This window comes from Novosphingobium sp. Sphag1I (assembly GCF_056279125.1).
The window spans coordinates 423705-437122 of record NZ_JBWBQS010000001.1 but is presented as its reverse complement, the minus strand read 5'-3'; the positions used below and the strand labels follow the sequence as shown (position 1 = coordinate 437122).

Sequence of the window (13418 nt, the reverse complement as noted above, 5' to 3'; positions counted from 1 at the left end):
GGCGCAATCTCGAAGGGAAGAAAGACCGGGAGGACATGAGCCGCCCTCCCGGCAGTCAGGGTAGGGAAGAAAGTTTACGCCATACGCCGTTTGATCCACAGCGCCATGGGAGCAGAATAGAAAATAGCCGCCGGCAGCAGATTTCATCCGGCAAATCGGTTCCCAACCAGGACGGCGCCCCCCCACCGAGCAGCCCGCCCTGCAATCCCGCTTTCACAGCAATCGCCGGGTTGGGGCTGTCCGGTGAGAGTCGCATCAGAACGACACCGACACCGTACCGCCGACATAGCGGTAGAAGTCACGCGGCAGGGCCTGAGCCACTGCACCGGCGCCGCCGACCGAGCCGGAGATGCGGCGCATACCGGCCACATAACGCTCGTCGAACAGGTTCTTCACATAGAGCCCGAGCTTGTACTTGCCTTCGGGCGAGGTGAAGGTGATCGAGGCATTGGCCACCCCAAACGAAGGACGCCACCAGGGCGAGTTCGGATTGTTGGCATCGGCCAGGTTGGTGAACAAAGTACGGCCCGTCCACGTATAGTTGGACGACACGTTCATGTCCCACGAACCCACCGGCAAGTCATAGCTGCCCGTCAGGCCCCACTTGGCTTCCGGCGCGTTCAAAGGCTTGCCGCCCTTGATGTTGGTGGTGGCCGAAATGAACAGATCGCCAAACTCGTTCTTCGAGAACAGGAAGTTACCCGACAGACGCAGGCGCGGCGTGGGACGCAGCACGATGTCGCCTTCGATACCCTTGGTATAGAGTTTACCCGCCGAACGCAGAACCGGCGCGCCCGAACCGTCCGTACCCGATGAAGAGGTCTGATAACCGTCAAACGTCGTCTTGTACCCGGTCAGGTTGATGGTCAGCTTGCGGTCGAACCACTGGCTCTTGACGCCCACTTCATACGAGGTCGAGGTTTCGGGCGCGGCGGGCAAAGCCGCCATGCCGGCCGCCGTCACGAACATGTCGGCGTCCACCGCCTGTCCCTTGTACCCCTTGGCGAACGAAGCATAGGTCATGAAATCGCGGCTGAATTCATAACGCGCGGTGATGCGGCCCAGAACGGCATCATCGCTGAACGTGCGATAGAAATTCCAGTTGGGCGTACCGGCATTGGCGCCGCCGGTCGTGGCCGCGCCGATGTGGTCACCATTGGGGCCGGTCACCTTCTTGTGGTCCCACTGCAATTCGTCATGCACGAAACGCACGCCGCCCGTCAGGGTGAATTTGGGCGTCACGTGAATGTTCATATTCGCAAAGGCGGCGGTGTTTATGTTGCGCACCTTGGTGATCATGTCGGCGAACACATAGGCGTTCGGGTTGGCCACCGTGACCGTGGTGGGCGTCGGGAACACGACATTGCCCGCAATGTTCGAACGCACGCCGCCAATGGTCAGATCACGTTCGGTCAGCGAGTTGTAGTAGAACGCACCCAGGATGTAATCAACCACGCCGCCCGAGGGCGAGGCAAGGCGGATTTCCTGGCTGAACGTGTCGCTCTTTTCCAGGCTGTTGCTTTCCCCGCAAACCAGATTGCCGCTGGTCGCACGGCAGGCAAAGCTGAGAGGATTGAGCAGCAGCGACTGCATCTTGGCCAGCGCGGCGTCGGCGGTGATGCCGGGATTGGTGGCGCTGTACAATTGCTGGGGCGTCACGCCGGTAAAGGGCGCGTTGGTGCCGTCACGGTCGCGGATCGCAAAGTCGCGATACTGGCGATAGGCCGTGATGCTGGTCAGCGTATATTCGCCAAGGCGCGCTTCGGCGGTCAGCGAAACGCCGCGGTTCTTTTGCCAGCCCACCTGCTGTGTGTCGAAATTGACATAGCGATTGTCCGGGCCGACCGGCGTGCCGGTGAAGGCCGCCGTCACATTGCCGCTGGCCGCGCCTACGCGGATCGGTTCGCCGCAGCAATCGGCCTTGCGATAGGCCCAGTCGCCCGCCAGCGTAAAGGTCAGGCCGTCATAGGGTTCGTACAGGAATTTGCCACGGAAACCATAGGACTGCGAATTGTTGACCGTCGAATTGGTGGCCTTGTTGATGACCAGACCGTCTTCGGTGTGATAATAGCCCGACACGCGGAATGCGGTGGTATCGGACAGCGGCCCGGTCAACATGGCGTTGACACCATATTCATTGTTCTGGGCCGCAACGACTTCGACCTTGCCGCCCAGTTTCTTGCGATCCGGCCCCTTGGTCACGATCACCACGGCGCCTGCCGAAGCGTTCTTGCCCTGCAACGTGCCTTGCGGCCCGTTGAGCACTTCGACGCGTTCCAGATCGTTCAACCCGTCAAAGATCGAGCCGACGCGGGTGTAAACCACACCGTCAACGATGGTGGACACCGAAGGCTCAACACCGACCGAGAAGGTTTCGGTGCCGATACCACGGATCGAGAAGTTGAACAGGCGCGCTTCGTCAGCCGCCTGAAAGTTCAGCGTGGGCGAAATCTGGCCGAATTCCTTGGGCGTCTGAATCGCCATCTTTTGCAGGGTGGCCGCTTCGACCGCCTGAATGGAAACCGGAACCGACTGCAGACGTTCAGAGCGCTTTTGCGCGGTCACAATGATGTCGCCGGTGACATTTTCGGCGGCCGCCGGCGCCTGCGCAAAGGCCGGAGCAGACATCACCATGGCGCATGCCATCGAGACGAACGAAATCTGGGCGTGCAACGCCTTCATAGTCACTCTCCCTGTTCAACGATAGCCCGATGCGACCGATCTTTGGCTCGCACCCCCGTTGGGCATCGCAATCCTCATCCATGCCCCACCCAATCCGACCATCCCTATGGGCAACCGGAATCGCGTCGAGCCACTTGACGGTCCCGTTCTATACGGACCGTTTGGTATGTCAATAACAAACATACTGGTTGGAATGTTATTGCATTCTTTTGCCGCTTGGGCTTAAATAAATCCACGGTTTGGAGAGAATGCCGATGAACGCCGCCCACCAAGATGGCAAAAAGCGTAAACAACGCGATGCCGAAGCAACCCGTGAAGCCATCCTCCAGGTGGCCACCGAAGAATATGCCCGTGTCGGCCTTCATGGCGCGCGCGTTGAAGAAATCGCGTCGCGCACGGCCACTTCCAAACACATGATTTACTACTACTTTGGCAGTAAAGAGGGCCTGTATCGCGCCGTACTGGAAAAAGCCTATGCCGATTTCCGCAGCGCCGAGACGGCGATCGATTACGACGCGATGGATCCGGCCGATGCGCTGGAACGGCTGATTGCCATTTCTTTTGATACCCATCGCGCCAATCCGCATGTCATCCGCATCATCATGTCGGAAAATCTGGATCAGGGCAGCCACCTGGCCGCCGATGATCAAACGGTGCAGCGGGCCAAGGTGCTGGACGTTACACGCCGCATTCTGGAACGCGGCATCGCATCGGGCGTCTTTGCGCCGGACGTCAACCCTCTACACCTGCACATGTCGCTCAGCGCGCTGTGTTTCCATTTCCATTCGAACCGATACACTTTCGGCACGATCTTTGCGGTCGATTACGAAAATCCCGCTTTTGTCGAAGAACGCCGGACCGAGGTAATTCGGACCTTGATGAAAAGGTGCCTCAAATGACATCCGCCATGCCGAAACGGACCATCTCGCTGGCCGCGCTGACCGTGCTGGAAGCGGGGCCCGTGGAAACGATCCGTATTGCGTCGGCCTGTGGTTACTCCCATGTCGGCCTGCGCCCCGTGGCGGCAACGCCTACCGAAACCCATTGGCCGATGTTGGCCGATGCCAAAATCGCCGATGAAATCGCCCGCGCACTGAATGGCGAAGGGGTGGGCGTGCTGGATGTGGAAATCCTGCGCCTGACCGATGCGATCGATTGGGATCTGGTGCGTGCCACCGCCGATTACGCCGCAACGGTCGGGGCGGCGCGTATCCTTGTCGCCGACAATGACCCCGATCCATCGCGCAGCCGCGACAATCTGGGCCGCATGGGCGAGATTGCCGATGCGGTGGGCGCGGTGATGGCGCTGGAATTCATGCCATGGACCCATGCGCCCAATCTGGCCGCGGCAAGAGTGCGGACGCAGGAGTTGCGGGGCGTTGCCATGTTGATCGACTCTTTCCATCTCGTTCGTTCGGGCGGCACGGTCGATGAACTGGTCGCGGATGATCCGGCCATCTCCTATCTGCAACTATGCGACATTGCCGGGCCGATCCCCGACATGGACGCCATCCTTGCCGAAGCCCGCGCCAACCGCCTGTTCCCCGGCGAAGGGGAGATCGACATGCTGGGCATTCTCGCCCGTTATCCCACCCTGCCCATCAGTCTGGAAATTCCGGCGGACCGTTTGCGGCTGAACGGCGTCGGCCCGCGTGAACGCGCCGCCTTGGCCATCACGGCAATGCGCCGCGTTCTGGAAAAGGCGGGACAGCATGGCTGAATGCGACCTGTTGGTCATCGGGTCGGGCGCGGCGGGGCTTTGCGCGGCGGCGACCGGGGCGATTAATGGCCTTGACGTTATCGTTGCCGAACGCGCGCCGGTGTTGGGCGGGACGACGGCGTGGTCGGGCGGCTGGATGTGGCTGCCGCGCAATGAACTGGCCGTGGCGGCGGGCATTGTCGAACCGCGAGAGGCGCCGCGTGATTACCTTGCCGCCGTGCTGGGCAATCGGTTCGATCCGGCGCGCATTGACGCCTTTATCGATACGGCTCCGTCGATGGTGTCCTTTCTGACCCAACACGGTTTCGTGTTCGAGGCGGGCAACAGGATCTGCGACATCTATGGCGATCAACCCGGCGCAGGCACGGGCGGACGATCCCTGATCGCGGCGGCCTATGATGCAAGCGTGCTGGGCGAAAAACTGAACCTGTTGCGCCTGACCAAGCGGGAAACATCGTTTCAGGGCATGCCGATACAGGCGGGGCCGGATCTGGGCGCGTTCCTGAACGCTACGCGGCGGCCGGCGGCCTTTGCCCATGTGGCGCGGCGTCTGCTGCGTCATGGCTGGGAAATGGCGCGTTATGGGCGGGCAACCACTTTGCTCAACGGCGTGGCGTTGATTGCACGGTTGTTTGAACTGGCCGACCGACATGGCGCGCGATGGACGGTGTCGTCGCCAGCCGTCGAATTGATCCACAGCGATGGGCGCGTCACCGGCGCCGCCCTGCAAACACCCCATGGCCGCGAAATCATCCATGCCCGGCGAGGCGTTGTTCTGGCCACCGGCGGCATTTCGGCCAGTCCGGCCCTGCGCGCGCAATATTTCCCCCATGCGCAAAACCACGAAACGCTGGCCGTGCCCGAGGCCGATGGCGCAGGTCTGGCGCTGGCCCGGCCATTGGGGGCCGATTTTGTCGATGATCTGGCCGCCAATGGCGCGTGGTGTCCGGTCAGCCATGTGACATGGCCCGATGGCACGCGCGGCATTTTCCCCCATATTATCGAGCGCGGCAAACCCGGCGTCATTGCCGTGCGCGCCGATGGTCGCCGTTTCGTGAATGAGGCCAATGGCTATCACGATTATGTCCGCGCCCTTCTGGCCGCGACGCCCGATGGCGAGGTGGCGCGTTCATGGATGATCTGTGACCATGCCTTTATCCGGCGCTGGGGGCTGGGCATTGTTCGCCCCGGTCCGCTGCCGATGGGCTATTGGTTGAAAAGCGGCTATCTCCACCGCGCGCCGACCCTTGAAGCGCTGGCCGGAAAACTGGGCATTGCGCCGCAATTGGCACAGACCGTGGTTGAATATAACAACGGAGCGCGTGAAGGGCGCGACGATCAGTTCGGTCGCGGATGGTCGCCCTATAATCGGTATCAGGGCGACCCGGAACGAGCCCCCAACCCCAATGTCGCCCCCATCGAACATGGCCCGTTCTATGCCATCGAGGTCATTCCGGGCAGCTTTGGCAGCTTTGCCGGATTGCGCACCGATGCCGATGGGCGGGTCTTGCGCGGTGATGGATCCCCCATCCCCGGCCTGTTTGCCGCAGGCGCCGATATGGCCAGCATCATGGGTGGTCACTATCCGGCGGGCGGCATCAACCTTGGCCCCGCCATGGTGTTCGGCCACCGCGCCGCGCTGGCCGCCGCGCCATAGGCGCCGGTCACCGCTTGGCAAACCAGCCCAGCAGCAGCCCAATCGCGCCCCACCCAGCCATCAGCATGATTTCCAAGGGCAGGCCAAGGCTGAGGCGAAAAGGTTCCCACACCGCCAACCCCGCCACCACCACCGCGCCCAGCGCTACGGGGGCCAGAACCTTTAACCCGCCGCGCAGGCGATAGGCCGGTTCAAACCCGCCCTGCATGCCCCGCAATCGCCACAGCGCCAGCAAGGCCATGGCCGCAATCGCGGTGTTGCAGATCGTGCCCATCGAAATGATCGGCCCGATCGCCCCCCTGCCCGCCAGAACGCCCAGCGCAGCAATGGCCCCCACCAACAGCGCCGCATTGCGCGGGGCGCCATGTTGCGGCGTGATCCGCGCCAGAAAGGGCGGCAGGAATCCGGCCCGCCCCTGTGCCAACAAGACGCGCGTGGCCGACAGATGCATCGCGTTCCATGTCTTGAGCAAAGAGGCCAGCGCCACAATCAGCAAGGCCCGCGTCGCCATCCCGTCGGGCAGCGCATGGTCAAAAGCCGCCGCCACCGGCAAGGCCCCGGTGGTCAATTCACGCCACGGCACCAGCGCCGAGGACGCCGCGATCATCGCGCTGTAAAACAGCGCCGCCACCACCACGGCCAACATCATCGCGCGGGCCACGCTGGCAAAGCTGGTGCCCTCGGCGCGTTCCTCCACGGCAGAGGCGGCGGGTTGAAACCCGTTGAGCCACATCACCGCCACCGGCATCAGCGAAATCAGCCCCAACACCAGCGAATCGGCATGATGCGCGGGGGTGAATAAAGGCTGCCAATGCGACACATTGCCGCGCATCAGGCCCAGCCCCGCCAGCAGGGCCGAAGCGCCGAGGAAGGAAAAGGTGACCAGCTTCTGAAACCCCACCGCCAGCCTGGCCCCGCTGGCGTTAAGGAAGGTCATCAGCGCGACGCCCGAAAGGCCCACCACCAGATCGACCGCCGAAATCACTTTACCAAACAGAGTATAGAGCGGCGCGACCCGGCCCAGCGGCGGGATCAGATTGCCCAGAAACCATGCCGAGGTCAGACCTTCGAACACACAGATCCCAATGAAATAAAGCGTCAGGAACCAGCCGGTAAAAAACCCCACCCATCCGCCAAAGGCCGCCTCGACAAAGACCGATTCCGAACCCGCCCGCGGCACCCGCGCCATCAATTCGGCATAGGCCCCCGCCATCGGCACCATCATCACGCACATCGCAATGAACGCCAGCATCGCCCCGCCTGGCCCGGCCGGGGCGACCCATTCGCCCATCAGCACCATCCACGCCGAACCGACAATCGTGCCAAAGGCCAGCACGAAATAGCCCGGCGCGGTGATCCGGCGAGCGAGGCCCATTGTCATGTACGAAGCGCCACCAGACAGAGCAATTGGAACAGCATCTGCGCCCCGGCCTGTGCGGTGATGGTGCCGGTGTCATATTCGGGGGCGACCTCGACCACATCGCCGCCGATGATATCGATGCCCGCCATCCCGCGCAGGATGGCCAGCGCCTCCCGTGTGGAAAGGCCGCCGACCTCTGGCGTACCCGTGCCGGGGGCAAAGGCGGGGTCCAATCCGTCCACGTCAAAGGTGACATAGGTCGGGCCATCGCCCACCACTTCACGCGCCTTTTGAATCACCCATGCCACGCCGCGCTCATGCACATCCTCGGCATGGATGACGGTCATGCCGCTGGCATAGGAAAATTCCCAGAGATATTCCGCGCCGCCGCGAATGCCGATCTGGATGCAGCGTTTCGGGTCCAGTACGCCCGCCAGAACCGCCTCGCGAAACGGGGCGCCGTGGTGGAATTTCGACCCTTCGTAAATGCCGCCCGTGTCGCAATGGGCGTCAATATGGACCATGCCCATCGGCCCGCACCTTTCGGCAAGGCCCTTCATGATCGAACCCGTGATCGAATGATCGCCCCCCACCGACAGGGGAATCGCCCGCGTGCGTGCCACGGTGCGATAGGCCGCTTCGATATCGGCATGGCATTGGGCCAGATCATAGCGGCTTTGCATCGGCACATCGCCTACATCGGCGACGCGCAAATGGTTCATCGGCGCCACGCGCAGCGCATGTTCATACGGCCCGATCCGGTCCACCCCCCGCACCGCGCGCGGGCCATAGCGCGCACCGGGCCGGTTGGTGACGCCCAGATCCATCGGCACCCCGATCAACGCCACATCCAGCCCGCGCAGCATCTCGTAATTCAGCCCGCCCGCCATATAGGGCGCGCCCAACAGGGTGGAGGGATTGGCAAAGGGCCACTGGCGTTTATCGCCATCCTTGAAATTCAACCCGGCCACTTCGCGGAAATGGGGGTCGTGAATATCGGCCCCTCCGGCCCCGGCATATAATCGGCGCAAGTCGTCCAGATCGAGCGGCATCGGTAATCACCCCTGTTTTATTATAGGGTCAAATGGCCACGCGCGCGCGGGCCCGGCAATCGGGCAAATGGCGTATGCGGGGCGCTCTGGCTTAAAGAACAAGAGGCGCGCACAATGGAGGCATGGAACATATCCCCTTTGCCGATTTGGTCGATTTACTTGCCCGCATCTTTGCCGCGCATGGGTGCAGCACGCGGGTTGCCGCCATTCTGGCCGAAAATTGCGCGGGGGCCGAACGCGATGCGGCGCATAGCCATGGGCTGTTCCGGATCGAGGGCTATGTCTCCACCTTGCAAAGCGGGTGGGTCGATGGCGCCGCCGCCCCGGTCATCAGGGATGATGGCGGCGCGCTGATCCGCGTGGATGCGGCCAATGGCTTTGCGCAATCGGCGCTGGCGCTGGTCACGCCGATCGCGATGGAACGGGTGCGCACGCATGGTGCCTGTGTCGTTGCAATCAGCAGGTCGCATCATTTCGCCGCCCTGTGGCCCGATGTCGAACCCTTTGCCCGGCAAGGTCTGGTCGCGCTGTCCATGGTCAATTCCATGGCGGTGGTGGTGCCGCAAGGGGCACAGCGCCCCGTCTATGGCACCAACCCTCTGGCCTTTGCCGCGCCGCGAGAGGATGGGGGCATTTTAGTGTTCGATCAGGCCGTTTCGACCATGGCGCATGGCGATGTACAGATCGCGCGGCGCGAAGGCCGCACCCTGCCACCCGGCACCGGGGTGGATGCATCGGGCGCGCCGACCGATGATCCCGCCGCCGTGCTGGATGGCGGGGCCTTGCTGGCCTTTGGTGGGCACAAGGGGGCGTCCATTGCGCTGATGATCGAGATCATGGCCGCCGCGTTGACCGGCGGGGCCTTTTCGCATGAGGTCGATTGGTCCGCCCATCCCGGCGCGCAAACGCCCTGTACCGGACAGGTGTTGATCCTGATCGATCCGGCGCGGGGCGCATCGCTTGACGGCTTTACCGCAAGGGTCGAGGTGATGCTGCGCGCTCTGTCCGAGGCGGGACAGGAACGCCTGCCCGGTGATCGCCGATTTGCCGCAAGGGCGCGGGTCATGGCCGAAGGCGTGCCGGTCCCGCGCGAAAGGATGGAACAGTTGCGCCGCCTTGCGGGCGATTAGCCCAGCTTGCGCCCGGCCTGAATCTTTTGCAGCAATTCCAGCGCCATGCCCATTTCCGCCTCGGTCAGAACACCGGCAAAGGCGTTTTCAATCGGCACCACAACCTTTTGCGCCTCGGCCAGAGCAAGTTTGCCCGCTTCAGTGATGAACAGGCCCTGTGCGCGGCGGTCGCTTTCAATGCTTTCCAGAACCAGCAGATTCTTGCGCGTCAGGCTGGCGATCATCTGGTGAATGGTGGCGCGGCGCATGCGGAACAGGCGCGCCAGTTGCGATTGCGTCACGCCCGGATTGGCCTGAACCAGCCACAGGATCGAGGTCTGCTTGGGCGTCAGATCCATCAGGCGCAGCGCCGGGTCCAGGTCGAACGAGAGCGCGGCATAGGCAATGCCCAGATTGAACCCCAGCAGGCTTTCCAGCCCCGCCGTATTGATCGCGCCCGCCAGCCCATCGTTTTCGGGCATGTCGATTTCCGAAACATCAACATCGTTCAACCGACGACGAGGAGCGCGAGTGTCGAGCACGGCTTGGGGGGACCTTTCTGGGTGGTAGTGCCAATGACTGTATGGAATATATACAGATTGGACGCCATTGCCAATTTGTGCAGTTGCACGCAAGGCTGATGGCCCATTTTGCGCGTGCAAAATGCGCACCAAACCTTGCGATTTGCGCGGGAATTGGCGGATTTGGCGACGGCATGGGCCAAAAAGCCCATGCATTTCAACGCGGCATCAACGGGGCATTTGCAATCGATAACTTAACGTGACTTTGCCCCCTGCCGGAATGGTCGCGGCCCAAAGGGCGTGGCCATCCTGTCGTCCCAGCTTTGTCGAAGGTGCAACGATCCGCGCACCATCGGGCAGAAGCTGTTGCGATTCGAATCGGACCGGCCAACGGTTGGCATTGGTGGCCGTGACGGCGATCGCCACCACGCGGTCGCTGATCCGCCTTGTCCGGGTTGCCAGATGGACCTGGGGCGACGCACCGATATCGACATTGGCCGTTTCGCCCACGGCCTTGTCCTCCATCGCCCCCTCGCCCACCGGCAAGGCCGCCGTGCCCACCTGCTGAACCACCGCCACGCCCCCTGCGGGCAGAGCAAGGCCCAGACCGTCAAGCTTGCGGTTTTCCATCCGGAGGCGGATGCGCGCCTGCTGGTCCGCCTCGCCCTCATCACCGGCATTCACATCGGCGCGGTGGATGAGGGCCAGTTTCACCCGACGCGCCGCCATCAACGCCACCTGCTTTTGCCCATGGGCCGCCACATCGGTCGGCATCGGCACGCGATAGAGACGCAAATCGCCCAGCACTTCTTCTTTTACTGTGACAGGCGGTGCCATGGCGCGTTTGGCGGTGACAACAACGTCCCCCATCATTTCCATCATTGGGGCCGCAACCGGGGCAACATTGAGCGGCGGCGGAGCAACCAACGGGGAAGGCACCTGCCTGAACTGACAACGCAGCACCAGTTCCTCCGGCGCCTCCTCACGTTCCCGCGTTTCGTCAAACGCCGGTTTTCCGCCCACCACGGCGGCCTGCGCCTGCGCAAATCCGGTGGTGTCGCCATTGGCCAGCGTGACCCAAGCGGTCATCTCGGCCTCATGCGCACCGGGGGCCAGTTTGACGACATAATGCGCCTGCCAATCAAAACCCCATGCCAGATAGGACAGTTTCACCCGCGCCTTTTGCGCCGTGGCGGCATGGGTGGCGATGGAAAGCGTGGGCCGCGCATTCAACCCTTCGGGCAGGCCGTCATAGGCAATGGCATCCTTCAACCCGCCGCAATTGGCGATTTCGAACCCGGATTTGGTCTGGACAATCGCCGCGCCGTCGGGGGCGGAACGGATGATCGCGGATTCCTCATGCACGCGCCCCTTGGCATCCGTTCGGCGCAGAGTGACCGGGCGGCCAAAGGCGCGCCCATAGAGATTACGCGGCGACAGCAATTGCGCATCAAGGTTCTTTTCCGAAACCCCCGCGCCCAGCCCTTCGACAATCGCGGTTTCGGCCATCATCCCGGCCGCCACGCCTTCAAACCGGATCGTGGCATCGCCCGCCGGGATCGTCACCTCGCGCTCCTCGGAAATCAGCGCATAGCCTTCGAGCCATTCCGGGTCGATGGGCGTATCGGCCCCGCGATCGGGCGCGCGATAGATCGTCACCGCCACCTTGGCCGGGGCGGCGGATGTCACGACCTGTTGGGCCGAAACCGGCGTCGAGGCCAAAAGCGCCGCCCCCAGCGCAATCCTGTATCGCACGATCAGTACCGCGTATCGATCTGCGCGGTCAGATTGACCGAGCGTTGCGCCGGGATGGTGATTTTCCAGACGCGTTCATCGGCATTGCGTTGTTCGCCACGGACGCTTTCGGCGGAAATGCGCGTGTCATGCCACCCGCGATCCAGCCCCGCCTGCACCACTTCAACCGTCACCGGCACCGCCCGCGCATTGGTCAGGCGATAGGCCATATGCGTGCGCCAGAAGGTCTTGGGCGCGTCCACTGTCACATTCTGCGCCTTGCCATCGGCGGTGATGCGGTATTGGGCGACGCGTTCCCATTCGGTGGAATCGATCTTCTCGCGTTTTTCAACCGTGGGTTGGATCTTCACATCAAACGCATCACCGGTTTTCAGCGCAAGTATCGAGCCCATCGGCGTGTGGGTGATATTGTCTTCACCCACGAATTGCGGGGCGCCGGTGGCATCGCGCATATAGACGCGCACCGTCCCGGCGGGCAGCGCGTCACCCAAACCCTTGTTGTCTGGCCCGGCCTCACGCCCGGTCGAGAAATTGAGGACGCTGGCAAAGCTCTGCGCTTCATCCTGCGTGGCCAGCCAAGCATTGCGATACCAATAGGATTTGTTGGCCGCCGCCCCCTTTACGTCCAGAAAGCTGACCTGCTTTTGCTGCGCCTGCGCCAGCATGGTGGGGTTGGCGATGGGGTAGAGGTAGAAATCACCCACCTGTTCACGCGGGGCGGCCTGTGTGCCGACGACGCCGATGGGGCGGGCCGGGCGGAAACGGGGCTGTTCCGCCCCATCACCCACCGCGCCCGCCACCAGCAACAATTTCGCCGCCGGATAGGATGTGCCGCTGGTGTTGTTCAGCGTCACCCAGCCTTGCACATCCAGTTTGCCCGCCTTTTCATCGAACATGGCGACATAGTCGGCCTTCCAACTGAACCCCCGCGACAGATAGGACAGCGACACCGGACGCCGCCCGCCCTGCGCCGCATCCAGCGTGACCGAGAGCGTCGGGCGCGCCTTAAGGCCCTCTGGCAGAGTATCGAAGACCAACCGCGCATCCATATCGCCCAGCACCTCGATCCGATTACCGATCTGGACCAGCGTGCCATTGTTATTGGCAAGGATCGTGCCGCGCTCGGTCGTTTCAACGCCGGTGGCGCGGTTGGTGCGGATGATCGTCACCTGTTGCCCGACGCCTTTGTCCACCAGCCTTTCGGGGCTGAGAAGATCGTAGTCGAAATTCTGCTCAACCACGCCTGCGCCGGGGGCGGCGATGGTGACGGTTTCCGGGCGGATTTGCGCCGCGACATCGGCAAATTCCTGCACCGCACGTCCCTTGGGCAAATCCAGTTGGCGAAGGTCCTGAACCAATGCCAGATCATTGTTATAAATGGTGATTGACACCTGACCCTGCGCCGAATTGGGCGCGGCGGCCATCGCCGGGGCCGCATATACAGCGCCCAATGCGCCCAACAACACGGGAGCCAAATTCACCAAACGCCGCCTGTTCATTGCATCGCCCCTTTTCACGGTAACTTCTTTGCCACGTTAGCTTGACCTTTACTGAGGCCACAG

At 62.7% G+C, this 13418-nt stretch carries 10 protein-coding genes; 4 read left to right on the top strand and 6 right to left on the bottom strand.

The genetic code is table 11. The features are described 5' to 3' along the window. Positions 1-255: 255 nt before the first annotated feature. Positions 256-2682: a TonB-dependent receptor gene (locus ACZ9HU_RS01940; protein WP_476101664.1), complete on the bottom strand. Its 2427-nt coding sequence runs from the start codon at positions 2680-2682 to the stop codon at positions 256-258. A 254-nt stretch (positions 2683-2936) separates the two neighbouring features. Here ACZ9HU_RS01940 and ACZ9HU_RS01935 point away from each other — a divergent pair, with 254 nt between their 5' ends. From ACZ9HU_RS01935 to ACZ9HU_RS01925, 3 genes are read left to right on the top strand one after another with little or no spacing between them, the layout of a single operon-like run. Then, the gene (locus ACZ9HU_RS01935) at positions 2937-3581 is read left to right on the top strand and encodes a TetR/AcrR family transcriptional regulator (RefSeq protein ID WP_476101662.1); all 645 of its coding nucleotides are present in this window, start codon (positions 2937-2939) and stop codon (positions 3579-3581) included. Further along, positions 3578-4402: a sugar phosphate isomerase/epimerase family protein gene (locus ACZ9HU_RS01930; RefSeq protein ID WP_476101660.1), complete on the top strand. Its 825-nt coding sequence runs from the start codon at positions 3578-3580 to the stop codon at positions 4400-4402. Before ACZ9HU_RS01935 ends, ACZ9HU_RS01930 begins: the two co-directional genes overlap by 4 nt. Then, on the top strand, positions 4395-6059 hold the full coding sequence (locus tag ACZ9HU_RS01925; RefSeq protein WP_476101658.1) for an FAD-dependent oxidoreductase: 1665 nt from the start codon (positions 4395-4397) through the stop codon (positions 6057-6059). The genes ACZ9HU_RS01930 and ACZ9HU_RS01925 overlap by 8 nt, the downstream gene beginning before the upstream one ends. 7 nt (positions 6060-6066) lie before the next feature. Here ACZ9HU_RS01925 and ACZ9HU_RS01920 read toward each other — a convergent pair whose 3' ends face one another. Together ACZ9HU_RS01920 and speB are read right to left on the bottom strand one after the other, a co-directional pair. Beyond that, a complete protein-coding gene (locus ACZ9HU_RS01920) occupies positions 6067-7440 on the bottom strand; it encodes an APC family permease (RefSeq protein WP_476101656.1) in 1374 nt (457 codons plus the stop codon). Continuing rightward, on the bottom strand, positions 7437-8471 hold the full coding sequence (gene speB, locus ACZ9HU_RS01915; protein WP_476101654.1) for an agmatinase: 1035 nt from the start codon (positions 8469-8471) through the stop codon (positions 7437-7439). The genes ACZ9HU_RS01920 and speB overlap by 4 nt, the downstream gene beginning before the upstream one ends. 122 nt (positions 8472-8593) lie before the next feature. Between speB and ACZ9HU_RS01910 the strand changes: the two genes are divergently transcribed. Beyond that, a complete protein-coding gene (locus ACZ9HU_RS01910) occupies positions 8594-9601 on the top strand; it encodes an Ldh family oxidoreductase (RefSeq protein WP_476101652.1) in 1008 nt (335 codons plus the stop codon). Here ACZ9HU_RS01910 and ACZ9HU_RS01905 read toward each other — a convergent pair. The 3 genes from ACZ9HU_RS01905 to ACZ9HU_RS01895 all read right to left on the bottom strand — a co-directional run bounded on the left by ACZ9HU_RS01905 (position 9598) and on the right by ACZ9HU_RS01895 (position 13355). Continuing rightward, positions 9598-10122 (bottom strand): MarR family winged helix-turn-helix transcriptional regulator, encoded by a 525-nt coding sequence (locus ACZ9HU_RS01905; protein WP_476101650.1) that lies wholly within the window; start codon positions 10120-10122, stop codon positions 9598-9600. The two genes, ACZ9HU_RS01910 and ACZ9HU_RS01905, sit on opposite strands and share 4 nt — an antisense overlap. Before the next feature lie 207 nt (positions 10123-10329). After that, complete coding sequence (locus ACZ9HU_RS01900) at positions 10330-11856, bottom strand: DUF4139 domain-containing protein (RefSeq protein WP_476101648.1); 1527 nt, start codon at positions 11854-11856, stop codon at positions 10330-10332. A gap of 2 nt (positions 11857-11858) precedes the next feature. Beyond that, a complete protein-coding gene (locus tag ACZ9HU_RS01895) occupies positions 11859-13355 on the bottom strand; it encodes a DUF4139 domain-containing protein (protein ID WP_476101646.1) in 1497 nt (498 codons plus the stop codon). Between the last annotated feature and the right edge of the window lie 63 nt (positions 13356-13418).